This window comes from Streptomyces marispadix, from assembly GCF_022524345.1.
In the GTDB taxonomy this organism is placed as follows: Bacteria; Actinomycetota; Actinomycetes; order Streptomycetales; family Streptomycetaceae; genus Streptomyces; species Streptomyces marispadix.
Genome location: NZ_JAKWJU010000002.1, coordinates 5,783,438 through 5,807,677, shown reverse-complemented (window position 1 = coordinate 5,807,677; position 24,240 = coordinate 5,783,438). Strand labels below are relative to the sequence as shown.

At 71.1% G+C, this 24,240-nt stretch carries 22 protein-coding genes; 4 read left to right on the top strand and 18 right to left on the bottom strand.

Annotation, left to right across the window (positions count from 1 at the left end; all coding sequences use genetic code 11):
• Nucleotides 1–93: 93 nt before the first annotated feature.
• A complete protein-coding gene (locus tag MMA15_RS24170) occupies nucleotides 94–879 on the top strand; it encodes a hypothetical protein (RefSeq protein ID WP_241062283.1) in 786 nt (261 codons plus the stop codon).
• Nucleotides 880–1,084: 205 nt separating this feature from the next.
• Here MMA15_RS24170 and MMA15_RS24165 read toward each other — a convergent pair whose 3' ends face one another.
• Nucleotides 1,085–1,525: a DUF6278 family protein gene (locus tag MMA15_RS24165; protein WP_241062282.1), complete on the bottom strand. Its 441-nt coding sequence runs from the start codon at nucleotides 1,523–1,525 to the stop codon at nucleotides 1,085–1,087.
• Between the two features lie 197 nt (nucleotides 1,526–1,722).
• Here MMA15_RS24165 and MMA15_RS24160 point away from each other — a divergent pair, with 197 nt between their 5' ends.
• On the top strand, nucleotides 1,723–3,543 hold the full coding sequence (locus MMA15_RS24160) for an SGNH/GDSL hydrolase family protein (RefSeq protein ID WP_372498296.1): 1,821 nt from the start codon (nucleotides 1,723–1,725) through the stop codon (nucleotides 3,541–3,543).
• Between the two features lie 129 nt (nucleotides 3,544–3,672).
• Here MMA15_RS24160 and MMA15_RS24155 read toward each other — a convergent pair whose 3' ends face one another.
• The 10 genes from MMA15_RS24155 to MMA15_RS24110 form a co-directional block, all read right to left on the bottom strand.
• Nucleotides 3,673–4,452 (bottom strand): exodeoxyribonuclease III, encoded by a 780-nt coding sequence (locus MMA15_RS24155; RefSeq protein ID WP_241062281.1) that lies wholly within the window; start codon nucleotides 4,450–4,452, stop codon nucleotides 3,673–3,675.
• 10 nt (nucleotides 4,453–4,462) lie between these two features.
• Nucleotides 4,463–5,104: an MBL fold metallo-hydrolase gene (locus tag MMA15_RS24150; RefSeq protein ID WP_241062280.1), complete on the bottom strand. Its 642-nt coding sequence runs from the start codon at nucleotides 5,102–5,104 to the stop codon at nucleotides 4,463–4,465.
• Nucleotides 5,105–5,235: 131 nt separating this feature from the next.
• Nucleotides 5,236–6,483 carry a bifunctional 3-oxoadipate enol-lactonase/4-carboxymuconolactone decarboxylase PcaDC gene (pcaDC, locus tag MMA15_RS24145; protein WP_241063437.1) on the bottom strand — a complete coding sequence of 416 codons (1,248 nt, stop codon included), beginning with the start codon at nucleotides 6,481–6,483 and terminating at the stop codon, nucleotides 5,236–5,238.
• Nucleotides 6,484–6,564: 81 nt separating this feature from the next.
• Entirely contained in the window at nucleotides 6,565–7,131 is a 567-nt protein-coding gene (locus tag MMA15_RS24140; protein WP_241062279.1) for a hypothetical protein, read from the bottom strand.
• Nucleotides 7,128–8,282, bottom strand: coding sequence for an ROK family glucokinase (locus MMA15_RS24135; protein ID WP_241063435.1), 1,155 nt, complete (start codon nucleotides 8,280–8,282; stop codon nucleotides 7,128–7,130). The genes MMA15_RS24140 and MMA15_RS24135 overlap by 4 nt, the downstream gene beginning before the upstream one ends.
• 406 nt (nucleotides 8,283–8,688) lie before the next feature.
• Nucleotides 8,689–9,630, bottom strand: a complete 942-nt coding sequence (locus MMA15_RS24130) for an ATP-binding cassette domain-containing protein (RefSeq protein WP_241062278.1) — start codon at nucleotides 9,628–9,630, stop codon at nucleotides 8,689–8,691.
• On the bottom strand, nucleotides 9,627–10,763 hold the full coding sequence (locus MMA15_RS24125; protein WP_372498295.1) for an ABC transporter permease: 1,137 nt from the start codon (nucleotides 10,761–10,763) through the stop codon (nucleotides 9,627–9,629). The genes MMA15_RS24130 and MMA15_RS24125 overlap by 4 nt, the downstream gene beginning before the upstream one ends.
• Entirely contained in the window at nucleotides 10,760–11,809 is a 1,050-nt protein-coding gene (locus MMA15_RS24120) for a sugar ABC transporter substrate-binding protein (protein ID WP_443732566.1), read from the bottom strand. The genes MMA15_RS24125 and MMA15_RS24120 overlap by 4 nt, the downstream gene beginning before the upstream one ends.
• Before the next feature lie 121 nt (nucleotides 11,810–11,930).
• On the bottom strand, nucleotides 11,931–12,941 hold the full coding sequence (locus MMA15_RS24115; protein WP_241062277.1) for a sugar ABC transporter substrate-binding protein: 1,011 nt from the start codon (nucleotides 12,939–12,941) through the stop codon (nucleotides 11,931–11,933).
• A gap of 203 nt (nucleotides 12,942–13,144) precedes the next feature.
• Nucleotides 13,145–13,867 (bottom strand): GntR family transcriptional regulator, encoded by a 723-nt coding sequence (locus MMA15_RS24110; protein WP_308290628.1) that lies wholly within the window; start codon nucleotides 13,865–13,867, stop codon nucleotides 13,145–13,147.
• 247 nt (nucleotides 13,868–14,114) lie between these two features.
• On the opposite strand from MMA15_RS24110, the gene MMA15_RS24105 reads away from it, so the two are divergent.
• Nucleotides 14,115–15,113: a Gfo/Idh/MocA family protein gene (locus tag MMA15_RS24105; RefSeq protein ID WP_241062276.1), complete on the top strand. Its 999-nt coding sequence runs from the start codon at nucleotides 14,115–14,117 to the stop codon at nucleotides 15,111–15,113.
• A 70-nt stretch (nucleotides 15,114–15,183) separates the two neighbouring features.
• Here the strand turns inward: MMA15_RS24105 and MMA15_RS24100 are convergent, their stop codons facing one another.
• From MMA15_RS24100 to MMA15_RS24090, 3 genes are all read right to left on the bottom strand, one after another.
• Nucleotides 15,184–15,531 carry a VOC family protein gene (locus MMA15_RS24100; RefSeq protein WP_241063429.1) on the bottom strand — a complete coding sequence of 116 codons (348 nt, stop codon included), beginning with the start codon at nucleotides 15,529–15,531 and terminating at the stop codon, nucleotides 15,184–15,186.
• 800 nt (nucleotides 15,532–16,331) lie between these two features.
• On the bottom strand, nucleotides 16,332–17,156 hold the full coding sequence (locus tag MMA15_RS24095; RefSeq protein ID WP_241062275.1) for a class I SAM-dependent methyltransferase: 825 nt from the start codon (nucleotides 17,154–17,156) through the stop codon (nucleotides 16,332–16,334).
• A gap of 155 nt (nucleotides 17,157–17,311) precedes the next feature.
• Complete coding sequence (locus tag MMA15_RS24090) at nucleotides 17,312–18,649, bottom strand: gluconate:H+ symporter (RefSeq protein ID WP_241063428.1); 1,338 nt, start codon at nucleotides 18,647–18,649, stop codon at nucleotides 17,312–17,314.
• Between the two features lie 318 nt (nucleotides 18,650–18,967).
• Here MMA15_RS24090 and MMA15_RS24085 point away from each other — a divergent pair, with 318 nt between their 5' ends.
• On the top strand, nucleotides 18,968–20,197 hold the full coding sequence (locus MMA15_RS24085; protein ID WP_241062274.1) for an L-talarate/galactarate dehydratase: 1,230 nt from the start codon (nucleotides 18,968–18,970) through the stop codon (nucleotides 20,195–20,197).
• A 73-nt stretch (nucleotides 20,198–20,270) separates the two neighbouring features.
• On the opposite strand, the gene MMA15_RS24080 is transcribed toward MMA15_RS24085, so the two are convergent.
• From MMA15_RS24080 to MMA15_RS24065, 4 genes are all read right to left on the bottom strand, one after another.
• The gene (locus MMA15_RS24080; RefSeq protein ID WP_241062273.1) at nucleotides 20,271–20,810 is read right to left on the bottom strand and encodes a GNAT family N-acetyltransferase; all 540 of its coding nucleotides are present in this window, start codon (nucleotides 20,808–20,810) and stop codon (nucleotides 20,271–20,273) included.
• A gap of 349 nt (nucleotides 20,811–21,159) precedes the next feature.
• Nucleotides 21,160–21,816 (bottom strand): bifunctional 4-hydroxy-2-oxoglutarate aldolase/2-dehydro-3-deoxy-phosphogluconate aldolase, encoded by a 657-nt coding sequence (locus MMA15_RS24075; RefSeq protein ID WP_241062272.1) that lies wholly within the window; start codon nucleotides 21,814–21,816, stop codon nucleotides 21,160–21,162.
• A 48-nt stretch (nucleotides 21,817–21,864) separates the two neighbouring features.
• Nucleotides 21,865–22,833 (bottom strand): sugar kinase, encoded by a 969-nt coding sequence (locus tag MMA15_RS24070; protein ID WP_241062271.1) that lies wholly within the window; start codon nucleotides 22,831–22,833, stop codon nucleotides 21,865–21,867.
• Nucleotides 22,834–22,901: 68 nt separating this feature from the next.
• The gene (locus MMA15_RS24065; RefSeq protein WP_241062270.1) at nucleotides 22,902–24,212 is read right to left on the bottom strand and encodes an ROK family transcriptional regulator; all 1,311 of its coding nucleotides are present in this window, start codon (nucleotides 24,210–24,212) and stop codon (nucleotides 22,902–22,904) included.
• Nucleotides 24,213–24,240: the final 28 nt, after the last annotated feature.

The following is a 24,240-nucleotide window of genomic DNA, read 5'->3' as shown; positions in this document are numbered from 1 at the left end:
TGCCGTACGGGCCGCCGCCGGGCGCCGTCCAGGCGTGCGCTCCCGGACAACTCCTGTAGGCCCCCCGCGTCGGCGGATGTACGCTGCCGCCCCATGACAGGGAACCTGCCCGTGGTCGTGCCGGGCGTGCTCGCGTTGGCGGTCGCCGTCGCCCTCGGCTGGTTCGCGCGCACCTATGTGTGGCAGCGCGTACTCGCCCGCAAACAGCGCTTCTTCGGCCTGCCGCAGCACTCCGAGTGCCTGCTGGTGGTCAATCGCGACGCGGCGACCGCCGAGTGGTCCGTGGCCCGCAACGACGTCTACGCGCTGCTGGAGCTGTCGGCCGTGGTGAAGGAGTGCGGCGCCAACGGCGACCTCATATCGCACGACATGGCGCAGCAGGGCTTCGGCGAACGCACCGAGTTCTGCATCGGCGGTCCCGTCTCCAACCGCCGTATGGCCGCGCATCTCCAGTCCCTGCTGCCGGGCGTCCACATGGACACCGAGACCGGCAACAGCCCGGACCGCGGTGCCTTCACCATCGGCGGCGAACGGCATCTGCTGGAGTCCGGGGTGAGCGAGCACGTGCTCCTCGCCCGGCTCACGGCCGGGCAGAGCGACACGGCCCGCCCCGTCTTCCTTCTGTGCGGCCAGCGTTCCGTCACCAATCAGGCCGCGGCCCGCTATCTGGCCCGCCACCACGCGCGGCTGGCGCGCAAGTACGGGACGAACGGCAACTTCTGCCTGCTGCTGCGCGTCGTCAACTCCCAGGCGTACGGGGCCGACGTCGTCGAACTCGTCGCCGACGTCACGCGTGCGGCGACCGCTCCCGCGCCCAAGACCATCCCGAAGAGCATCGACTCCGAGGGCACCGGGCGGCGCGGACGCGCGAAGAGCTGAACTCGTCAGAACCGGGGAAGAGCTGAACTCGCCCTGAACCGGGGCTGTGCCCCGAGGTGAACGGCCGGGCCCGTACGGAGTGCCGGTCCTCGCGCACGGGGGCGAACCGGCGCACGAGCCCCTCGACTTCCCTCGCGAGCCGCAAGTGCCGTGCTGTGCCCGCCCGTTCGCGAGTGCGGCCCGGCCGGAGCGCCCGCCTAGGCGCTCACCCCTCGGAGTACTCCGCGTAGAGCTGCGACAGCTCCGGCGTGCCGGTCTCCGCCCACGACGTGCCCTCCTCCAGCACATCCAGCTCCCGGCCCGACCCGAGCCGCACCACCGGCTGGCCGTCCGGCCGCAGCCGCCATCCGGCTCCCGGCACCGTACGTACGAGAACCGTCCCCAGATACAGGCCCGCGTCGCTGCCGAGCCAGGGTGCGACCTCCGGATCGTCGCGCCAGCGCGGCAGCAACTGGTCGAGGGCGGACAACGACTCGGCTGAGTCGTCGAGTTCGACACCCGCGTCCTCCGCCTGGTCCCGCAGCAGCTCGCACTCAGACAGGAGCTGCGCGGCGCCCTCGGGATCGCCGGACACGGCGTCCGAGAGCGACGCGGCCTGCTCGCCGCCGTGCCTCTTACGCCAGTTGTCCAGGAAGGGGATGTGCATACGGTTCAGGGTGTCATCCCCGCATGGGCGAGCACCACAGGCACGCTGTGTGCGCGGACAGGCGGGCGGAAAAAACGGTCGTGTCCCGACTGGACACCTTGACGCCGCTTTGCCGTCTCCCTACCTTCACCGGGCCTCGTTCGAATCGGGAGGCGCGGAAAGGGTGTTGGGCCGGACGAAAAGAGAGGACCGTCGGCGTGCGCGGACGTCTGTTGAGTGTTCCCCTCGTGATCCTGGTGACCCTGGCGGCAGCCCCCGCGGCCGCAGTCGCGGAGGACCGTACGACAACGACGAAGACCCCCACCGCAACGGAGCCGCTCCCTTTGGAGCGGCTCTTCGACAATCGTGCAGTGAGCGACGACGCGCGCCCCGGCGAAGCCGACTTCGACGGTGCGGGCAACTCCATCTCCTCCCAGGACCTGCGGGCCGCGGGCTGGGAGCCCGGTCGCCTCCTGGGACTGGACTCGGCCGCGCTCCGCTGGCCGCACACCGGTCCCGGGGAGCCCGACAACGTAAGAGCCGACGGGCAGCAGGTACGGGTGAGCGGCAGCGGCAACGCCGTCTCCCTCCTCGTGGCGGGCACTTCCCGCGGCGGCCCCGGCGGCGACGTCACCGGAAGCGGCACCGTCCACTACTGGGACGGCACCACGTCCGCCTACTCGCTCTCCGCCCCCGACTGGCGCGGCGGCCCACTCGCCACCAAGGCCGTCGCGCTGCCCCACATCAACACCCGCTCCGGCGGGCCGCTCGCCGAGAAGGCCAAGCTGTACGCGGTGACCGTGCCGGTACACGAGGGGCGCAGCATCCGCTCGGTGACGCTGCCACGCGACGCGGGCCCGGACAGCGATCTGCACGTCTTCGCCGCCTCCGTACGCAGGCAGGAGTCGGCCTGGACGGGAAGCTGGACGACCAGCACCGCCGGGTACACCACGGTCGGCCCCTGGGAGAACCAGACGCTGCGGCTCGTGGTGCACACCTCGGCCGGAGGGTCGCGTACGCGGGTCAAGCTGGCGAACACCTTCGCCTCGGGACCCGTGCGTATAGGGCATGCCTCGGTCGTCGTACAGAGCGAGGGCGCGACAGGGCGCGGGCGGCCGGTACGGCTGGAGTTCGGCGGACGCGACGGCGTGACACTGCCCGCTGGGGCACACGCCGTGAGCGATCCCGTCGGCCTCCAAGTGCCGCCGGACAGCAACCTCCTGGTGAGCATCCATCTGCCGGGACGGGTGGAGGCCGCCCCCGTGCACAGCGAGGCGCAGCAGCACAGCTACGTCAGCGCGGGCGGCAGCGGCGACCGTACGGGAGACACCGAAGGCACCGCGTTCACCGGCTCGTTGGAGGTGTGGCCGTTCCTCACGGCAGTCGACGTGCGCGGCGGTCCCGGGTCGGTCGTCGCCTTCGGCGACTCCATCACCGACGGGGTGCGCTCCACTCCCGGCGCCAACCGGCGCTGGCCCGACGTACTGGCGCGCCGCCTTCGGGCACAGACGGAGGTGCCGCAGTACGGGGTGCTCAACCAGGGCATCTCGGCGAACCGCGTGGTCTCCGACCGCTACCCCGGCGACGGCGTCAGCACCGACACCGGCGGCGTCAGCGCCCTGCACCGGCTGGAGCGGGACGTACTGGCGCAGACGAACGCTCACACCGTCGTCGTCTTCGAAGGCATCAACGACGTGCGCTGGGGCGCGAGTCCGGAGGAGGTGATCGCCGGTCTGAAGGAGTTCGCCCGGCGGGCCCACGAGAGGGGGCTGCGCGTCGTCGGCGCGACGCTCACACCGTGCGAGGGCTACAAGGACTGCTTCCCCGAGGTGGACGCCAAGCGCAACGCGGTCAACGCCTTCGTACGCGACAACCAGGGCACCTTCGACGCCGTGCTCGACTTCGACGCGGTGATCAGGGACCCGGCACGCCCCCAGCGGATGCTGCCCGCCTACGACAGCGGGGACCATCTGCACCCGGGGGACGAGGGGTTGAAGGCGATGGGCGAATCGGTGGAGCTGAACAAGCTGGTGCCGTAACGCCGGCGCACAGGGGCCGGGGCTCGAAGCCCGGGCCCCGAGGCACGGAACGCAGGGCACAGGGCCGGGGGCGCGGGATCGGGGGCGCTGCCGCGAACCGGCGGCACGGCGCTCCCGGCCCGCGCCCGCTCACTGCTGTAGGTCGACGACGACCGGCGCGTGATCGGAGGCGCCCTTGCCCTTGCGTGCCTCCCGGTCGACGTAGGCGTCCTTGACGGCGGCCGCGAACGGCGCGTTGCCGTAGACCAGGTCGATGCGCATGCCCCTGTTCTTGGGGAAGCACAACTGCCTGTAGTCCCAGTACGTGTAGGGGTGGTCGTACTTCAGGGGGCGGGGCATCACATCGCTCAGGCCCTCCTCGCGCAGCGCCTTCAGGGCGGCGCGCTCGGGCTCGGTGACATGCGTGGAGCCTTCGAAGGCGGAGCGGTCGTAGACGTCCTCGTCGGTCGGGGCGATGTTGTAGTCGCCCAGTATCGCGAAGGGGAGGTCGCCGGAGACCTCGTGCCTCGCGGTGAGACGGAGCGCCTCCAGCCACCGCAGCTTGTAGTCGTAGTGCGGGTGGCCGACCTCGCGGCCGTTCGGCACGTACACCGACCAGACGCGTACGCCTCCGCAGGTGGCGGCGGCGGCCCGCGACTCCGGCCCGCCGTCGAAGTCCGGGCCCTCGGGGAGTCCGAGGACGGTGTCGGCCAGGCCGACGCGGGAGAGCACCGCGACCCCGTTCCACCGCCCGTCGCCGTTGACCAGCGACTCGTAGCCCAGCGCCGCGACTTCGGCGTCGGGGAACGCCTCCTTGGAGCACTTCAGCTCCTGGAGGCAGACCACATCGGGGTCGGCGGACTTCAGCCACTCCAGCAGCCGCGGCAGCCGGGCACCGATGGAATTCACGTTCCAGGTCGCGATACGCATGCCGTGAAATCTACCGCGCGACACCGACACTCTCGCCGGGGGCCAGACGGCCGTGCTCCACGCCTCCGAGATCGCCGATCATCCGGTCGTAGACGGGGCGTGCCCGGTCGGCGAGCAGACCGTCGTGCACGTCGAAGGCGCGGCGCGGGGCGACCTCCCGTACGTAGTCGATGACCTCGGAGACCTTGCTCCACGGTGCGTGCACCGGGAGCAGCAGGGTGTCCACGTCACGGCCCTCCGGGACGGTCAGGGCGTCGCCCGGGTGGAAGAGCGAACCGTCCACGAGATAGCCGCAGTTGGCGATGCGCGGAATGTCCGGGTGGATCACGGCGTGCAACTGCCCGTGCACCTCGACCTCGAAGCCTGCGGCCTCGAAGGCGTCGCCCTCGCCGACGGTGTGCACCCGGCCGGGGAAGGTCGTTGAGATCTGCTCCGCGACGCTGCGCGGGCACCAGATCTGCGCCGCCGGGTCGGCCTCCATGGCGGCGCGCAGCCTGCCCTCGTCGAAGTGGTCCTGGTGCTCGTGCGTGACCAGCACCGCGTCCGCCCCGACGGCGGCGTCGCCCTCGCTGAACCCTCCGGGGTCGATGACGAGCGTCCGCCCGTCCTGCTCGATCCGTACGCAGGCGTGGCCTTTCTTGATCAGCTTCATGTGCCCCATTGTGCCTTCGCCTCCGGCGCGGGCGGGTGTACGGGACCGGGGCGGCAGGCGGCGCGGCACAAGGGCGTTCGCTGAGCGACGGCCAAGGCCGCCGTGCCTGCCGGACCGTTTGTGCCCGTCGGCTACTCCTCCGGGGTCGTCTCCTCGCGTATGACGTCCTGAGCCACCGCGAAGGCGGAGTTCGCCGCCGGGACACCCGCGTAGACCGCGGTCTGGAGGAGGACTTCCTTGATCTCCTCGGGAGTCAGCCCGTTGCGCAGCGCCGCCCGCAGATGGAAGGTCAGTTCGTCGAAGTGGCCGCGCGAGACGAGCGCGGTGAGGGTGATCACGCTGCGGGTGCGCCGGTCGATGCCGGGCCTGGTCCACAGCTCGCCCCATGCGTAGCGGGTGACGAGGTCCTGGAAGTCCTGGGTGAAGTCGTCGGCCTTGGCCTGCGCGCGGTCGACATGGGCGTCGCCGAGGACCTCGCGGCGTACCTTCATCCCGGCGTCGTAGGGGTCGGTGCGGATCGCGACGGCCTCCCCGGACTCCAGTTCCGCGATGGCGCCGGTGGATCTCACGGGCTGCGGGGCGATCACGGGAGCGGGCGCGGGCGGACCGGCGGACGACTCCTGCCAGCTCGTGGTGAAGTGCCGGATGATCAACTCGGTGACCGCGCCCGGCTGTTCGACGGGCGTGAGGTGGGAGGCGCCGGGCACTATCGCCAGCCTCGCGTCCGGTATCCCGGCGACGAGGGCTCGGGCGTCCGCCGGGGGCGTCGCCTCGTCCTCGGCTCCGGCGACGACAAGCGTCGGCACGCCGATCCCGCCGAGTTCGCTGCGTACGTCGAAGGCGGCGAGCGCCTCGCAGGCCGCGATGTAGCAGCCCGGGTCGGTCGTGCGGACCATCTGCACGGCCCATTCCACGATCGCGGGCTGCGCCTCGACGAAGCCCTCGGTGAACCAGCGCTCGGGCGTGGAGCGTGCGATGGGGTCGAGGCCGTTGGTACGTACGACGACGCCACGCTGGCGCCAGGCGTCGGCCGTGCCGAAGCGCGGCGAGGTGGAGATCAGGGCGAGTGAGGAGAGCCGTTCACGGGCGAGCATCCCGAGCTGGATGCCCACCGCTCCGCCTATGGAGCACCCGGCGAAGCCGAACCGCTGCACGCCCAGCGAGTCGAGGGTGGCCAGGACGCGTTCGGCGAGCGCCGTCGCCGAGTCGGCGGGGTGCGCCGGCGCTCCGCCGTGTCCCGGCAGGTCGAAGCGGAGAACGCGCCAGTTGCGGGTCAGTTCGGGGATCTGCCGGTCCCACATGTGCCAGGTGGTGCCGAGGGCCGGCCCGAGAACCAGCACGGGCGCGTCGTCGGGGCCGTCGAGGCGGTGTTGCAACATCCGGTCACTCTGCTTCTCGCTCACGCGGCCACGCTACCCACGGGTCTGAGGGGTGCGGCCTCGGGGGCGTCGCTGTGTACATCAGAACTTCACGGTGGACACGACATACACACGCGGCATGTCCTCGTATGTGCGGTCCACGGTGATCGCCACGTCCGGACGGCTGTCCTGCTGCCGGTACGTGGTGCCCGCGTAGTCGTGTCCCTCCTTGTGCAGGTCCCAGCCGACCTTTCCGGCGTGCTCGGCGCCGATGGTGACCTGCCCGTCCCGCAGCGCGGAGGAGCTGGTGCCCACGTCGTCGAGGAAGTCGCCGAGCTGCTTCTCCGGCACGCGGAACTGCACGTAAAGGGAGCTGGTCTGCCAGGAGTTGGCCTCGTAGAAGGCGTAGTGGCTGGACTTCGAAGGCAGCGGCACGTCGTAGACGTTGCGCTGGACCTTGCTCGGCCAGCCGTAGGTGAGGTTGGTGGCCGCGGCCTTGCGCTCCTTGTCCTCGCCGCTGTCCCTGCTCTGGAAGGCCGACCTGACGAGGTATCCGCCGGGCACCGCGATCAGCAGTACGACTATGAGCAGCGTGAGCAGGCGGTGGCGCGGGCGGTGCGGCGGCCGTTGCGACGGGCGCAGGGTCTGAGGGGTCGCCGTGGTCGTCACTGGCCCACCGCCCGGCGCAGGTTGTCCGCGGCGCGCTCGTAGCGCTCGTACCGCTCCAGGCGGCGGCGGTTGGCGCGGCGGAAGCGGCGGGCGACGAGCCGGGCGAGGTCGGCGGCTCCGACCATGCCCGCCTCGGGGCCGAGTTGTGCCTTGGCGATGGTGGCCTCCGGACGGTATCCCCGGCCCGTCAGATGGCGTTTGAACGCCTCGCGGGCGGGGTCGATGAGCAGTTCGTCGGCGGCGCTGACGCCGCCTCCGATCACGAAGCCGCCCGGGTCGAGGGCGGCGGCGAGATTGGCTATGCCGACGCCCAGCCAGTGCCCGATGTCCTGGAGCAGCTCCGTGCACATGGCGTCGCCGCCGCGGGCGAGTTCGGTGATGAGCGGGCCGGTGATCTCCGAGATGTGGCCGCCGACGCGTTCGGTGATGCCGTAGGCGACGGGCGACTCGGCGAGGGCCAGTTCGCGGGCCTCGCGCACGAGGGCGTTGCCCGAGCTGTACTGCTCCCAGCAGCCGCGGTTGCCGCAGGGGCAGCGGTGGCCCCCGGGCACGACCTGCATGTGCCCGAACTCGCCCGCCACGCCGTACTTTCCGCGTTTGACCTGGCCGTTCTCCAGGATGGCACCGCCGATGCCGGTGCCGAGAGTGATCATCACCAGATGGTCCTCGCCGCGTCCGGCTCCGAAGCGCCACTCGCCCCATGCGGCCGTGTTGGCGTCGTTGTCGACCATGACGGGGACGGCGAGACGTGCGGTGAGGGCGTCCTTGAGCGGCTCGTCGCGCCAGGCCAGATGCGGGGCGAAGAGCACTCGGGAGCGGTCGGCGTCGACCCAGCCGGCGGCGCCGATGCCCACGGCGTGCACGTCGTGCCGGTCGGAGAGGTCCAGCACCAGCTCGGCGATGGTGTCCTCGACGACCTTGGGGCTCTTGGACTTCTCCGGTGTCTCGGCCCGCACCTGCTCCAGGATGTGGCCGTCGGCGTCGACGACCCCGGCCATCACCTTCGTACCGCCGATGTCGATGCCGACGGTGGGGACCCTCGGCGCCGACAGGGGCGAACGCCGCTCCCGGGTGCTGACGGTGCGCAGGACGCTGGCACTCGGCGCGGAGCGGCGGTAGAGACGGTCGCGGTCCGCGCGCTCTCGGTACATGCTCACTGCGCGGCCTTCCTCTGTGCGCGGCTGCTGGCTGCGGGCCACGGGTCGGTCGTACGGCTGACGGTCGGTGGTCGCGGGCCGGGTCCGTGCGGCGGCCAGTACGGCGGTCCGTACAGCGACCCGTACCAAGCCCTGCCCACTGGCCGATTCTGCCTTACCGCGCGAGGCGACGACGCCACAGGGCTCTCACCAGCGACGATGCCGGGCACCGGCGGTGCGCGGCCGGGGCGCCGGGCAGCCGGGGCATGTGACCTGCGATGACGTACGCGCGGGGACTCACGCGACGGGGGGGGACAGCGGGCGGGACGGCGTACGGGGCGAGCGTGAGCGGGACGTGAGCCGGCCCACGGCGGCCGGGCGCCACGGCACCCGCTCAGCGGCCCCGCCCGCGGACGCCGGCTCAGCTCAGATGCTGCGGCACGGGCGCCCGCTCCAGCTCGTGGCTGAGCTGCTCCAGCTCGCTGCCGCCGGACATCTGCCGGGTCAGCTCCTCCAGCTCCAGCCCGTCCTTGCGGTGGCTGCCCGCCATCGCGCCGCGCTTGAGCAGTACGAAACGGTCCCCCACGAGATAGGCGTGGTGCGGGTTGTGCGTGATCAGCACCACGCCCAGTCCGGCGTCGCGCGCCGCCGCCACGTACTTGAGGACCACCCCGGACTGCTTCACTCCGAGCGCCGCCGTCGGCTCGTCCAGCACCAGCACCTTCGCGCCGAAGTAGACGGCGCGGGCGATGGCGACGCACTGGCGCTCGCCGCCGGAGAGGGTGCCGATGGGCTGGTCGACGTCGCGCAGGTCGATGCCCATGCGCAGCAGCTCGCTGTGGGTGGTGCGGCGCATGAGGTCGACGTCGAGGCGGGCGAACGGGCCGCGCCCCTTGGTGGGTTCGGAGCCGAGGAAGAAGTTCCGCCACACCGGCATCAGCGGGACGACGGCGAGGTCCTGGTAGACGGTGGCGATGCCGCGGTCCAGCGCCTCGCGCGGCGAGGAGAGCCGCGCCTCCTGGCCGTTGATGCGGAAGGTGCCCGAGTCGTGCTGGTGGAGCCCCGCGACGATCTTGATGAGGGTCGACTTGCCGGCGCCGTTGTCGCCGAGAACGCAGGTGATCTCGCCTGCGGAGACCTGGAGTGAGACGTCCTCCAGGGCCCGGATGTTGCCGTAGAACTTGCTGACGTCGGTCAGCTCGACCAGCGGCGTACGGACGGCGTCCTCCGGTTCGGGGGCCGCCGGTGCGGAAGTTGCCGCCTCCGGTGCCGCCGTCTGCGGTGCCGCCGGGCTCGCGCCGTGCTCCCGGGATGCGCCGTCCGCCACGTCCGCGCCCTTCTCCGAGTCGTTGTCCGCCGTCATCGGTTCGCCTCCGCCCGCTTGCGTATGTACGCGTTCAGCAGCACGGCGACCAGCAGCATCGCCCCGAGGAAGAACTTGAACCAGTCGGGCTCCCACTGCGCGTACACGATGCCCTTGCTCGTCATGCCGAAGATGAACGCACCCACCGCGGCGCCGACCGCGGAGCCGTAGCCGCCGGTGAGCAGGCAGCCGCCGATGACGGCCGCGGCGATGTAGATCAGCTCGTTTCCGACGCCCTCGCCGGACTGCACGACGTCGTAGTTGAAGAGCAGATGCTGCCCGGAGATCCACGCGCCCAGCGCCACCCCGAGATACAGGCCGATCTTGGTGCGGGCCACGGGGACGCCGACCGCTCGCGCCGTGTGCTGCCCGCCGCCGACGGCGAAGATCCAGTTCCCCGCCTTCGTGCGCAGCAGCAGCCACGTCGCCAGCGCCACCAGCACCAGCCACCACACGACGGTGACCTGGATGTCGGCGGGGCCGATCGTCAGCTCGGAGGCGAAGAGCGCCTTCGCTGAGGCGAACCCCTCCATGTCGGAGATGGTCTTGGTGGAGACGGTGCCGCTGATGAGCTTCGTCAGCCCCAGGTTGAGGCCGGTGAGCATCAGGAACGTGCCGAGCGTGATGATGAAGCTCGGCAGTCCTGTACGTACGAGCATGTAGCCGTTGAAGAGGCCGATGCCCAGCGTGACCAGCAGCGATACGCCCACTCCCACCCAGACGTTCGCCGTCATCTGATAGCTGAACATCGAGGAGACCAGCGAGGAGCTGGTGACCATCACACCGGTCGACAGGTCGAACTCCCCGCCGATCATCAGCAGTGCCACCGGCACCGCCATGATCCCGAGAGTCGACGAGGCGTACAGGACCGTGGAGAGGCTGGAGGCGCGCAGGAAGCTGTCGGCGACGACCGAGAAGACGACGAAGACCGCGATCGCGCCCACGACGGCGCCGAGTTCGGGACGTCCCAGCATGCGCTGGAGCAGCGACCGGTGCACGAGCCGCTCATCGGTGCCTGCCGTCCCGGCGGTCCCCGCGGTCCTGACGCCCCCGCCGGTGGCCGTCTCTTCGGGGGCCTCGGGGGTCGTGCCCTCCGTGGCGCCCGGTGGTGTGGGTGTGGATGCAGCCGTCATCGCGTTCCCCGCTTCGTGTACTTCTGCAAGGTGGATGCGTCCTTCTTCGTGAGGATCTGCGGGCCGGTCAGCACGGGCTTGCCGCCGCCCAGCATGTTGGCGTTGTAGCGCTCGGCCCACAGCAGGTCGACCGCCTCGTAGCCCTGGAGGTAGGGCTGCTGGTCCACGGCGAAGCCGATCGAGCCGTCCTTCAGCCCCCTGGCCGCCTGGTCGTTGAGGTCGAAGGTGACGGTCTCGGCCTTGCTGCCCGCGCCCTCCGCCGCCTTGACGGCGGTCGGTGCGAAGGGGGCGCCCAGCGTCACCACCGTGTCGATGTCGCGGTCCGACTGGAGTTCGGCCTCCAGGGAGGACTCGACGGCGGGCATGTTCGTACCGTCGGCGTGCAGATCGCGCACCTCCCCGTCGAAGGTCTCGCGCACGCCGCGGCAGCGTTCCTCATGGCCGACGTTGCCCTGCTCGTGCAGCAGGCAGACGGCCTTCTTACGGCCGCGCTCGTTCAGTTCACGTCCCACGGCCTCGCCCGCGATCTTCTCGTCCTGCCCGATGTGGGCGAGCGCGCCGTACTCCTTCGACTGGTCCTGGCCGGAGTTGATCGTGACGACGGGGATGCCGGCCTTCTCGGCCTTCCGCAGGGCGCCCTTCATCGCCTCCGGCTTGGCGAGGGAGACGATCAGCCCGTCGACCTTGTTGTCGACGGCGGCCTTGACGAGCTGCGCCTGGCGTCCTGCTTCCTTGTCGTGCGAGTAGTGGAAGTCGATGTTGTCCTTCGCCGCGGCCTGCTTCGCGCCGCTCTGCACGATGTCCCAGAAGGTGTCGCCCTCGCCGGAGTGGCTCACCATGGCGATCTTCCAGCGGGGCGTGTCGACGCCCGCGCCGCCCGACACCGCCGCGTCGCGCGCCTCCTCCGCGCGCTTCCCGCCGGTCGCGCTGCATCCCGTGAGCGCGACGGAGACGAGTAGCAGGACCGCGGTCGCGGCCCTCGCGACGGGTGTCCCGGTACGCCTGCGCGAGGGCGGCCACGCGCTGCTGTTCCGGAAACTGTCCAGCCTTGACACCTGCTGCTGACCTCTCGGTACGGGGGCTTGTCTGCGTCCGGGCACCCGCGGTGGCCGCCGGCACCGGCGCGGACGTCCGCGCCAGTATCGGCGACCGGTTTCCGGTGGCCGCTCACCGGGTCCCGCGCTTGGTGTACTTCTCCAGCCTCGGTACGTCCTTGTCCGTGACGACCTGCGGGCCGGTCAGCACGGGCTTGCCGCCGCCCAGTTCATTGGCGTTGTACGAGTGCAGCCACAGGGCGTCGACGGCCTCGTAGCCCTGGAGGTAGGGCTGCTGGTCTACTGCGAAGCCGAAGCTCTTGTCCTTCAGGCCCTGCACGACCTGTGCGTTGAGGTCGAAAGTGTCGATCTCGGCCTTGCTGCCCGCCTTCTCCTTCGCCTTGGCCGAGGTGGCCGCGAAGGGGGCGCCGAGGGTCAGGACGGTGTCGATGTCGTCGTCCGACTGAAGCTTGGCCTCCACGGAGGACTGCACGTCCGGCATGTTCGTGCCGTCGACGTTGAGCGTGCTCATCTCGCCGTCGAAGGTCTTCTTCGCGCCGTCGCAGCGCTCCTCCAGCGAGACGTTGCCCTGCTCGTGGATGACGCACAGGGCCTTCTTGCGGTCGCGCTTGTTCAGCTCGTCGCCGACGGCCTCGCCCGCGATCGCCTCGTCCTGGCCGATGTGGGAGATCGCGCCGAAGTCCTTCGAGTACTGGCCGCCCGAGTTGATGGTGATCACGGGGATGCCGGCGTCGACGGCCTTCTTCACGACGCCCTTCATCGCGTCCGGTTTGGCGAGCGTGACTATCAGCCCGTCGACCTTCTTGTCGACGGCGGACTTCACGAGCTGCGCCTGGCGGCCCGCCTCCTCGTCGTGCGAGTAGTCGAACTGGACGTTGTCCTTGCGGGCCGCGTCCTTCGCTCCGCTCTGCACGATGTCCCAGAAGGTGTCGCCGTCCCCCGAGTGGGAGACCATCGCGATCGTCATGCGCGGGGTGTTCACGCCCTTGCCGCCGCCCGCGCCGTTGCTCTGCTCCTCGCCTCCCTTGCCGCCGGAGCTGCTGCATCCGGCGGCGAGAAGCGCCGCACTCGTCAGGGCTGCCGCCACAGTTGTCGCTCTACGTGCTCTACGCCGAAGGACCATGAGCGGAGTTCTAGCCGGGCCCGGAGCAAGGCGTCAATACTTTGTCCGAACATTCTCCATGCAAGTTTGTCCGAACAAACTTCGGGCCCTGCCGTGCACCGTTGCGTCGCCCTCGTCTGCCGTACGGGGAAGGGGACTTGGCGTAACGGGACCACCGGGCGCGTACCAGGAGCGCCCGGCGACAGCGTCAGGTGTCAGGGGCGTCAGGAACGTACGAGGAGCTGGAACTCGAACGCGTAGCGCGACGCCCGGTACAGATGCGACGCGTACTCCACGGGACGGCCGGTGTCGTCGAAGGTCGTGCGCTCCATCGTCAGAAGCGGCGCCCCGGCCTCCTCCCCCAGCAGCTTGGCCTCGTCCTCTGCGGCGGCCCGGGCCCCGACGGACTGCCGGGCACTGTGCAGCGTGACGCCGAGGCCGCGCATCAGCCGGTACAGGCCCGTGGATTCCAGCTCCTCGCCGCTCTCCCCCTGGAGCAGATCACCGGGAAGGTGATTGCGCAGGAAGGCCATGGGTTCGCCGTGGGTCAGCCTCAGCCGCTCCACCAGGCGCACCTCCGCGCCCTGGGGTACCGACAGCGCGGCAGCGACCTCCGCGGTCGCCTCCTGCCGCTCGTACCGCAGCAGCCGGGTGGCGGGGCGCTGACCGGCCGCCTCCAGGTCGTCGTAGAGGCTGCTCAGTTCGAGCGGGCGCCGCACCTGGCTGTGCACGACCTGGGTGCCGATGCCGCGGCGGCGCACCAACAGGCCCTTGTCGACGAGGGATTGGATGGCCTGGCGGACCGTGGGGCGGGACAGGCCCAGGCGCCCCGCGAGTTCGATCTCGTTGCCCAGCAGGCTTCCGGGGGAGAGTCTGCCGCGTTCGATGGCGGTCTCGAGTTGCTGGGCGAGCTGGAAGTACAGCGGAACCGGACTGCTTCGGTCCACGCTGAACTCGAGGTCCACGGGATCATTCTTGGCCACGGGTGGAGCGTAGTGGCCCGTGCGGCCCACTGGAAGGCGTAAGTTCGGTTGTCCGGACAAAGCGGACCGCCGGGTTCCTCTCGCCTCGGCCTCCGGGTCCGGCCGTGAGCCGGACCGGGGAAGCGGACGGGAACGCCCGCACCCATACGGCTCGTTCAATTGTCCTGACAAAGTATTGACAGCTCTTGAGCGGACGGGCGAACGTACCCCCATGCGCATCGGACTCATCGGCACCGGCCGGATCGGCACCTTCCACGCACGTACTCTCACCGCTCGCCCCGAGGTGAGCGAACTGCTCGTCACCGACGTGGACGCCGCACGCGCCGCCGAGGTGGCCGCGGACCTCGGCGCCACGCATGCCCCCTCCCCCGGCGAACTCCTCTCCCGCGACCTCGACGCGGTGGTGATCGCCTCGGCGACCTCCTCCCACGCGGAGCTGATCCAGGCGGCGGCCGGCCACTCGGTGCCCGTGTTCTGCGAGAAGCCGATCGCGCTCGATCTCCACGGCACCGCCGAAGCCCTCCGTACGGTCGAAGAGGCGGGCATCCTGCTCCAGATCGGCTTCATGCGGCGCTTCGACGCGGGCTATGCGGCGGCACGCGCGGCCGTGAGGTCCGGTTCGCTGGGGCGGCTGCACACCGTACGGGCCGCCACCTCCGACCCGGCGCCGCCGCCAGCCGCCTACATCCCGCTCTCCGGCGGCCTCTACCGCGACTGCCTCGTCCACGACTTCGACGCGCTGCGCTGGGTGACCGGACGCGAAGTGGTCTCCGTCTACGCCGCCGGGTCGGACGCCGGTCCGGAGATGTTCCGCGAACACGGCGACGTCGACACCGCCGCTGTCCTGCTCACCCTGGACGACGGCGTGCTGTGCACGGCCACGGCCACCCGCGTCAACGGCGCGGGATACGACGTACGCATGGAACTCGCGGGCGAGAAGGACCAGATCGCGGTCGGGCTCGACGCCCGTACGCCCCTGACGTCGGTGGAGCCCGCGGCGGCCGCATCGCAGGGCACTCCGTGGCCCGGCTTCCTCGAGCGGTTCGCCCCGGCGTACGAGGCCGAACTCGCCGCGTTCGTACGGGCGGTCGAGGGCGAGGCGCCCAACCCCTGCGACGGTTACGAGGCGCTGGCGGCGCTGCGCATCGCCGAGGCGTGCGAGCGCTCACGCCGCGAGGGGCGGCCGGTGGCCGTGGCCGACGTGGCCTGAGCGCCGGGCGGCCGACGGGAGGCGCGGGCGGCGGGCGTGCGGTGCGTCGACGCCGGACGGTGCGGCGGCTTCAGCGGTGGCCGAGCACGTTGACCACACGCCCGTCGGGGTCCTTCACGAAGAAGCGCCGCACGCCCCACTCCTCGTCCCGCAGCGGCACCACGATCTCCGACCCGCGCTCGCGCACGGCCGCGTACACGGCGTCGACGTCGTCCACCTCGACGCTGATGTCGGGCGTGACCGGCGCGGTGCGGTCCTCGGTCATGAGGATGAGCTGCGCCGTGGGGTTGGAGGGCGAGGCGAGCGTGACGACCCAGCCCAGGTCCATCGCCTCCTCCAGGCCGAGCAGTCCGTAGAAGTCGCGGTTCTCCTCCATGGCGTCGGTCTGCACGTCCGGGACGACGCGGCGTACGGACATCGAAGCTCCCCTGCTCGGTTCCGACTCCAGCTTCTCGCGCGGGCCTTCGACCCACACCTTCCTCCGGTCGAGGAAGTCGATCAGATCGATGAGCGCGTTGTGCACGAGGACCAGCCGTCTGATCTTCCCCTCAGTGTCCTCGCCCAGCCCGTCGATGAAGTCGAGCACGGGCTGGAACGGCCGCGCGTACTCCGGGTCCTCCGCGAGCCGCGCCCGGAAGTCCGCGTAGCCGCGGCAGCGCAGCCGTGCCTCCTCCGTGTCCTCGGAGGCGACCATCAGCTCCCCCACGAGCCGCTGCTCACCGCCGAGGAGCACACCGGTGCGTCCGTGGTCGTCGTGACCGGCGATGGCGCCCTGCACGGCGACGAGCAGCGAGATGAGCCTGCGGTTGCGCCGCCTGCTGCCCATGTCGAGGAAGTACACCTCGCGGAAGAGGATGTGCACCCACCCCTGGTACGCGGCGAACCGGTAGAGGCTCTCGTAGCGGTTGTACTCCTCCTGCCGCGGGCTGCCCGGCGCGACCTCGGTCACCGGCTGGTCCGTCAGCATCCGTACGGCGTTGCCGAGGCGCGCCTGAAGCGTCGCGGCGGCCTGGAGCAGCGGCTCCCGGTAGCGGCGCATCCGGTCGCGCCGCGCCAGCTCCCGGTCCGAGCGGCGTCGCCGCCACTCGAAGACTCCGGCCAGCGCCACGCTCGCCAGCGCCCCCGCCACCGACACGGCAGCCGAGACGAACGACACGGTCTCCATGTCCCCTCCCCCAAGGCATGCGCCGCCCGCGCGGGTGCGGCGCCCGGGGAAACCTACCGCTCAGCGCCGGGCCGGGGAGCCTCTCCGGCGTCCGATCCGCCTGCCGTGGCGAGGAGTTGAAAGATCTTCGCCGTGTGCGGATACGGATGTCGGTCGGTCATCGCCAGCTCCAGTGCCTCCAGCGCGGCGTAGAACTCCGGGTCGTGCTTGCGGCCGTCGTCGGTGATGTGGTCGTTGACGTTGTGGATGCCGCAGTGCTCCAGGGCGGCGCAGCCCGCGGCCGTCAGCAGCCGAGCGATCTCCTCGGCCGTGTGCAGGGTGAGTTCGGCGTCGAAGGTCACGCCGTGCGAGCGCCGGCGGTCCAGGGCGTCGAGCGCCGCGGCGGGATCGAGCGACCGCACGGCCAGGCCGAGGGGCGTGGCGTGCCGGTTGAGGGCCATGACGGAGACGACGCCGCCCCGGCGCGCGAGGGAGACGGCCGAGCGCACCGCGGGCGCCGGAGCGTCGAGGTACTGGAGGAGGTTGTGGCACAGCACGAGGTCGTAGCGGGTGCTGGTGACCGGCTCCGGCAGATCCAGGACGTCGGCCTCTACGGTGTCCAGCCCCGCGTCCGTGCCGTCGCGGCGCGCCCGTTCACGAGCGGCGGCGAGCATCCCCGGGGAGAAGTCGACGATCGTGACGTGGTGTCCGCGGCGCAGCAGCCGTACGGCGTCGCCTCCGTCGGCACCGGCGAGATCCAGCACCCTCAACGGGCCCTCGCCCAGCGGCGCGAGCCGGCGGGCGAGGTTGAACTCCGCGGTGGCGTACCGCAGTCGGCCCCACGGGGCGTCCTGCCAGGCCCGCCATGATTCGAGGGCGGCGTCGAACGGCGTTCGCATGCAGTCGGATCTCCTCGCACGTGCCGTGCCTGCCGCGCCGGGCCGTCGGCGAGCACCGCCTGACGGGCTCTCATTCGCGGTGATGATGCCACAACGGGACGCCGGGGCCTCGTAGTTGACGGAGTGACGCAGTGGCGGACGCCGCCGCGACGCGTTCAGACGTGCAGCGCGTCGAGCACCGCTTCGAGGACGAGTACGCCGCCCAGTCCGAGCACCGCGAGCACCGTCGTATACGTGGTGCGTGCCTTGATGGCGTCGACGACGGAGAGGTTGAAGTACTCCTTGAACATCCAGAAACCCGGGTCGTTGACGTGTGAGAAGGCGATGGAGCCGCAGGAGACGGCCAGCACCATCACCTCGGGGTGTACTCCGCCTCCGGCGAGCAGCGGCAGCGCCACTCCCGCGGCGGTGACGACGGCGACCGTCGCCGAGCCCAGTGCGATGCGCAGGATCGCCGCGATCAGCCAGGCCAGGATGATCGGGGATATGGACCAGCCGTGCGTGACGTCCTTGATGTAGTCCGAGATGCCGCCCTCGACGAGCACCTGCTTGAAGGCGCCGCCCGCGCCGATCACCAGCAGGATCATCGCCATCGCCTGGGCCGCCGAGGCGCAGGAGGCGCTGACGTCCGCCAGGCTGCGGCCTATTCGAGGTCCGAAGGCCCAGGCGGCGACGGCCAGCGTCAGCAGCAGCGCGATCGGCGCCGATCCGATGAAGGCCACGAAGTGCAGCAGCGGGCTCGATCCGGAGACGGCCATGTCGGTCACCGCGGCGCCCGCGATGAGCACCACGGGAAGCAGTGACACCGACAGCGACCAGGCCATGCCCGGCATCTCCTCCTCGGTGAACATCCGGTCGCTGACGAGACCTTCGGGGATGGAGGGGTCCATCTTCCTGACGAACGGAAGCCGCGGCCACACCAGGGCGATCAGCGCGCCCAGCGGTACGGCGATGAACAGCCCGTAGAACAGGGTCGTTCCGACCGACGCGTGGAACGCCGAGGCCACGGCGGTCGGGCCCGGGTGGGGCGGCAGGAAGCTGTGCATGGTGGACAGCGCGATGGACATGGGCAGACCGACCCACAGCAGATTCCTGCCGGTCACACGGACGATGGTGAAGGCGACGGGCACGATGATGACGAACGCCACCTCGTAGAACATCGTCACGCCGATGAGCATGGCCGTCACGACCATGGCCACCTGCACACGGGCGGGGCCGAAGGCCTCGACGAGCCTGCCGGCGACGCGCTGGGCGGCTCCGGCGTCGCCCATCACCCTGCCGACCATGGCGCCGAGTCCGATGGTCAGCATCGTGTCGCCGATCTGGTCCCCGATGCCTCCCGCGAGCACCTCCGGGATCTCGGCCGCCGGTATGCCCTGCGAGAGGGCGACGCCCACGGCGACCAGCAGGAGGGCGGCGAAGCCGTTGAGCTTCAGCCGGGTCATCAGCAACAGCAGTGTCAGGACACCGAGTCCGACGACGACGAGAGGCATGATCACTGTCTCCATATCGGGATGGCGTCCATGTATGAGAATGGAGGCTAAGGGGGTGGTGAGGGCGGGTCAATGGGTGTGCACGTACCGGAAGTTCGAGCATGGGCGGCCTTCCTGCCCATCGGGACGTGACCACGGGCCTGGGTCCCGGCCCGGCATGGTGAACTGCTCGCCGGCCGCCCATGAGTTCAGCGGGCCCGAACCGCTGCGGCTGAGGGTTCGCGGCGCCTCCCCCTTGTCTTGGATATGAAACAGCGTCTACATATGGAGACGATGCGCGTCGGCAGTCGCGCGCAACGCCCCATAGCCGCCCGGGACATGAACGTGAACACGAAACGCACGACGCACCACGCCGACGACCACGCCGACGACGATGCGGCCGGCCACGCGGCCGATCTGCCGGACGGCGACGCCGCCACGCACCCCGACACGATCCGCTCGGTCACGCTCTCGTCCGTACGCCTGCCCCTCGGCACGCCGGTCAGCGACGCCAAGGTGTTCACCGGCAGACAGCAGCCGATGACCGAAGTCGCCCTGCTCTTCGCCGAGTTGACGACCGCACAGGGCCACGAGGGCATCGGCTTCGGCTACTCCAAACGGGCAGGCGGACCGGGACAGTTCGCCCACGCCCGGGAGGTCGCCCCCGACCTGATCGGCGAGGACCCCAACGACATCGACCGGCTGTGGACGAAGCTGGTGTGGGCGGGCGCCTCCGTCGGCCGCAGCGGCCTGGCCACCCAGGCGCTGGCCGCGTTCGACGTCGCCCTGTGGGACCTCAAGGCCCGTCGTGCGGGGCTCCCGCTGGCGAAACTGCTCGGTGCGCACCGGGACTCGGTCCGCGTCTACGACACCTCGGGCGGCTTTCTGCATGCACCCGTCGAGGAGCTGGTGGAGAACGCCTCGGCCTCGCTGGCCGACGGCGTGGGCGGCATCAAGATCAAGGTGGGCCACCCCGACCACCGCGAGGACCTGCGGCGGCTTACGGCCGTACGCGAACGCCTCGGCGACGACGTGCCGTTGATGGCCGACGCCAACCAGCAGTGGGACCGCCCGACGGCGCTGCGCATGGGCCGTGCGCTGGAGGAGTTCGCACTGGTCTGGCTGGAGGAGCCGCTGGACGCCCACGACGCACAGGGCCACGCTTCGCTGGCCGCCGCCCTGGACACCCCTGTCGCCACCGGTGAGATGCTCTCGTCCGTCGCCGAGCACTGGGAGTTGATACGGAACGACGCGGCCGACGTCATCCAGCCCGACGCACCACGCATCGGCGGCATCACGCAGTTCCTCAAGCTGGCCGCGCTCGCCGAGCATCGACACCTCCAGCTCGCACCGCACTTCGCGATGGAGATCCATCTGCACCTCGCGGCGGCCTATCCGTACGAGCCATGGCTGGAGCACTTCGACTGGCTGGAGCCGCTGTTCGAGGAGCGCCTGGAGATCAGCGGCGGCCGGATGCGGCTGCCCGCGCGCCCCGGGCTGGGCATCAGCCTCAGCGAGAAGGCGCGTCAATGGACCGTCGAGCGCTGCGAGTTCGGCGACGTGCCGTGAATCGCCGCCCGGGTCCCGCGCCTTGGACGACCGGGTTGTCCTCACCCGGGGGCGGCGGGGCCCGCGGCTGGTCCTACGTTCCCCTTACCGCCGGTTCCTCGCCGGACGGCACCGGTGCAAGATCCTTCACCATGAACGTACAGGCGTCGGCCACCCGGTGGACGAGCCCCGCGCTGTCCTCGTAGGAACCGCAGTCGAGATACGGCGTCGAGGGGCGGTAGCCGAGGCTCTTGTAGAGGTCCTGGGTGCGCGGGTTGTTCTTCTCGACACCGACGCCGACGCTCGACCGGCCCCGGCGCAGCACGAGTTGCTCGGCGGCGTCGATGAGCGCGGTGCCGACGCACTGCGAGCGCAGGGCCTCCGGCCACAGGCCGAGCCCGCTGATCTCCGAGCACTCCGGATGTACGGCCCTGACCTCGGGCGCCTGGCAGCCCTCCCAGAGGACCTCGCAGCTTCCGACGGGGCGTCCGTCGTCGCGCCAGGCGACGAGGAGCGTGCTGACGCCTTCGCGGTGGCGCAGAAAGCGGGAGGCGTGGCCGGAGGCAGCACCGGGAGAGGGCATGTGCTCGTCGAGCACCGCCACATCCTCTTCCCTGCACTCCCTGATTCTCATTGGGCACAGACTAAGTCGCTCATGTGCCCGTCAGGTGGGGGTTCGGGAGGCATGTGAGGCGGAACATGCGGGTCCTCCGTCGTGGAGTCGTACAGGCAGTCGGAGGGTGAGCGCCCGGCTACGTCCGGAACCCATGGCCCGCCCCCTGGGACGGACTCGACGACCAGGAGCGGCGGTACGGTTCGACGCCCGCCGGTACGGGTGCGAACGGCGCCGAAGGGTGCGTAAGTCCCGTACGTCGCGGGCCCGTTGAGGCGGACCGAAGGAGCGGAGCTCCGGGCGGACCGAAGGGGCGATCCGCCCGTGGGACGCACCAGGGGTGGCACACGGGCGGGCGCGGGCGCCCCGTTCAGTGCCCGCGTCTGCCGCGCGCCCGGTCCGGAACGGCGGCCTCCTCCAGCCGCTGGAGCAGCACCGTGACGCGCTTGGCCACGGCCTCCCTGTCGCCCTCCGTCAGCGCGGACCCCATGCCGCAGGCGACGGCCCCGGCGGCGATCCACTCCGGTGCGTTCTCCACGGTGACGCCGCCCGTCGGCAGCAGCGGCGCCTGCGGAAGCGCGGCCCGTACGTCCCTCAGCCACCCCGGGTCGTGCCCGGAGGCCGGGAAGAGTTTCAGCGCGTCGGCGCCCAGCTCCAGCGCCCGCACCATCTCCGTGGGGGTGGCGACGCCGGGGAAGACCGGCACCCCGTAGCGGTGGCCGGTGCTGATGACCTCCGCGTCGAGCGCGGGCGAGACGAGGAAGCGGGCGCCCGCGTCCACCGCGGCGCGTGCGGCTGAGGCGTCCAGGACGGTGCCGGCTCCGATGATGCAGTCCTCGCCTGTCTCACGCCGCAGGGTGGCTACGGCGTCCAGGGCGTAGGGCGTGGTGAGCGAGATCTCCAGACTGGTGATGCCCGCGCCGAGAAGGGTGTCGGCGAGGGCCGTGACTCGCTCGTAGCTGTCGCTGCGGACGATGGCGAATACGCGCTGCTCAAGAGCGGAACGGGTGATTTCCCATCGGTACACGGCAGTTCGCCGCCTCTCTTCTCGTCCGGGCGGTGCCCGGGAGGGATCTCAGCGGTGTACGGAGTCTGAGCCCTGGCGGAATCCCGCGAGGGCACGGTCGCGGGCGGAGGCCGTGGGCAGCCCGTCGGTGTCCCCGGGGGCCTGGACGACCAGGGCCGCCACGCACGCCGCCTCGGCCAGACACTGCTCGGCCTCCTGCCCGCGCAGCCACGCGGAGAGCCAGCCCGCGGCGAACGCGTCGCCCGCGCCGACCGGGTCGCTCACCGGGACGTCGAACGGCTCCTGTGTGCACTCGCCGTCGCGGCCGAGGGCGGCGGCCGAGTGGTCGCGGCGCTTGACGACGACGGTGCGGGCCCTGCCCATCGTCAGCAGGGCCTTGGAGGTCTCCTCGGCGCCGCCGCCGAGCAGCAGCTCCAGCTCGTCCTCGCCCGCGATGACGAGGTCGGCCTCGCGCAGCAGGGGCCCCACCGTACGGATCCACTCGTGCTCGGTGCCCAGCTTCCGCCGTACGTTCGGGTCGAAGCAGACCGCGGCGCCGACCTGGCGGGCACGCTCGAGAAGTGCCCAAGTGGCCTGCGCGGCGGGCTCGGAGAGCATCGGCGTGATGCCCGAGACGTGCACGACCCGCGCCCCCTCCAGCATCTCCGTGCGGATCTGGTCCGGGGAGAGATACGAGGCGGCGGAGCCCGCTCGGTAGTACTGCACGTCGATCGCTCGCCGTGCGTGGCTGTCACGCAGCAGCAGCCCGGTCGGGGCCGTGGGGTCCATCTCGGCGCCGGAGACATCGACTCCGTCGGCGCGCAGCTCGCGCAGAACGGCCTCGCCCGCCGGGTCGTCGCCTACCCTGCCGATCCAGCGTGCCCAGTGGCCGAGGCGCGCGAGTCCCTGCGCGACATTGGACTCGGCGCCCGCTACGGAGCGGCGGAAGGAGGTCGCGCGGTCCAGCGGCATGCCGGGCTCGGCGAGCATCAGCAGCATCGCCTCACCGCACGTAATGGCCTCCGGTCCGTTTACCACCCATTTCCCCCTAGAAGTCTCCTCACATCTGCCACCATGGCATCACTCTCTGTGGAGACGTTACCCGTTCATACGGACAATGCCACCCCCGGGGGCGGACTTCCTCCCGCGTCGAGGAATCGGCGCAGCGGCAGCGTGGCCGCGCCCACCGTCACCGCGTCCGGGCCGAGTCTGCACAGTTCCACGGCCGTACGGGCAGCCGGATACCGGAGAGCGTACGCGTCCGTGGCGGCACGCACAGCGGGCAGCAGGCGTGGGCCCAGCAGCAGTCCGACCCAGCCGCCGATCACTATCCGTTCCGGATTGAAGAGGTTGACCAGATCGGCGATGCCCGCTCCCAGATACTCCGCGGTCTCCTCCAGCACGGCCTTCGCGACCCGCGCCTCCGGCCCTTCGGCCTGCCCGGTGGCCAGCAGTTCCGCGAGGGCTGACTCCTCGTCGGCGCTCGCCGGTTCGCCCCCGGCCTCGCGCCAGCGCGCGATGATCCCGCCCGCTCCGACGTACGCCTCCAGACAACCGCTCGCACCGCAGCGGCAGCGCCTGCCGCCGACGGCGAGCACCGTATGGCCCCACTCCCCGGCGCCGCTGGAGGCACCGCCGTAGGGTTCGCCGCCGGTGACCACGCACGCCCCCACCCCGGAGCCGATCAGCGCGATCACGGCGTCACGGGCCCCGCAGCCCGCCCCGAACCACATCTCGGCCTGACCGAGCGTCTTGGCGCCGTTGCCGATGTGCAGCGGGACCGACGGCGCGCCGTGGCGGGCGGGTGCGCCCAGCCCGGCGAGGACACTGCCCGCGCCGCCGCTCCCGGCGAGCCCGGCGGACTCCCGCAGCATCTCCTCCAGGGGCACGGCGTCCCAGCCGACGGTCTGACCGTGCACCAACGCCCCGCGGTGCGCGCGCCGTTCGACGATGCCTGGGACGCCGACGCCCACGCCGAGCAGCGGCCCCGTCGACTCGTCGACCCTGGCGAGCACCGCGGCGAGGCCCTTCTCGATGAGCCGTACGACGAGCGACGCGTCGTGCCCGCCGTCGTCCAACGGCTGTTCGCTGCGCGCCACTTCACTGAGCATCAGATCGAACAGCTCGACGCGCACGCGGGTTTCGCCGACGTCGACCCCGACGAGACAGGCGCTGTGCGGCGCTACGCGCAGTAGTGTGCGGGGGCGCCCGCCGTCGGATCCGACGGACCCGGCCTCCTCCAGCACGCCCTCCGCGAGGAGTTCGGTGACGACATTGCTTATCGACCCGGAGCTGAGACCGGTCGCCGGGCCCAACTCCTGCCGGCTGAGGGGGCCTTCGAAATAGAGTCGGCGAAGCACGGCCGCGCGGTTGCTCCGCCGCAGGTCGCGCACCGTACGACTGTCCTGTCCGCGCATGTGCTGCCCTCCCCGGCCAATCTACCTC

Excerpts from the sequence above, each read along its gene's own strand:
- MMA15_RS24170 (WP_241062283.1), top strand. The coding sequence starts at position 94 with ATGACAGGGAACCTGCCCGTGGTCGTGCCGGGCGTGCTCGCGTTGGCG.
- MMA15_RS24165 (WP_241062282.1), bottom strand. The coding sequence starts at position 1,525 with ATGCACATCCCCTTCCTGGACAACTGGCGTAAGAGGCACGGCGGCGAG.
- MMA15_RS24155 (WP_241062281.1), bottom strand. The coding sequence starts at position 4,452 with ATGCGTATCGCGACCTGGAACGTGAATTCCATCGGTGCCCGGCTGCCG.
- MMA15_RS24150 (WP_241062280.1), bottom strand. The coding sequence starts at position 5,104 with ATGAAGCTGATCAAGAAAGGCCACGCCTGCGTACGGATCGAGCAGGAC.
- pcaDC (WP_241063437.1), bottom strand. The coding sequence starts at position 6,483 with ATGTTGCAACACCGCCTCGACGGCCCCGACGACGCGCCCGTGCTGGTT.
- MMA15_RS24135 (WP_241063435.1), bottom strand. The coding sequence starts at position 8,282 with ATGTACCGAGAGCGCGCGGACCGCGACCGTCTCTACCGCCGCTCCGCG.
- MMA15_RS24130 (WP_241062278.1), bottom strand. The coding sequence starts at position 9,630 with ATGACGGCGGACAACGACTCGGAGAAGGGCGCGGACGTGGCGGACGGC.
- MMA15_RS24125 (WP_372498295.1), bottom strand. The coding sequence starts at position 10,763 with ATGACGGCTGCATCCACACCCACACCACCGGGCGCCACGGAGGGCACG.
- MMA15_RS24115 (WP_241062277.1), bottom strand. The coding sequence starts at position 12,941 with ATGGTCCTTCGGCGTAGAGCACGTAGAGCGACAACTGTGGCGGCAGCC.
- MMA15_RS24105 (WP_241062276.1), top strand. The coding sequence starts at position 14,115 with ATGCGCATCGGACTCATCGGCACCGGCCGGATCGGCACCTTCCACGCA.
- MMA15_RS24100 (WP_241063429.1), bottom strand. The coding sequence starts at position 15,531 with ATGTCCGTACGCCGCGTCGTCCCGGACGTGCAGACCGACGCCATGGAG.
- MMA15_RS24095 (WP_241062275.1), bottom strand. The coding sequence starts at position 17,156 with ATGCGAACGCCGTTCGACGCCGCCCTCGAATCATGGCGGGCCTGGCAG.
- MMA15_RS24090 (WP_241063428.1), bottom strand. The coding sequence starts at position 18,649 with ATGCCTCTCGTCGTCGTCGGACTCGGTGTCCTGACACTGCTGTTGCTG.
- MMA15_RS24085 (WP_241062274.1), top strand. The coding sequence starts at position 18,968 with ATGAACGTGAACACGAAACGCACGACGCACCACGCCGACGACCACGCC.
- MMA15_RS24080 (WP_241062273.1), bottom strand. The coding sequence starts at position 20,810 with ATGAGAATCAGGGAGTGCAGGGAAGAGGATGTGGCGGTGCTCGACGAG.
- MMA15_RS24065 (WP_241062270.1), bottom strand. The coding sequence starts at position 24,212 with ATGCGCGGACAGGACAGTCGTACGGTGCGCGACCTGCGGCGGAGCAAC.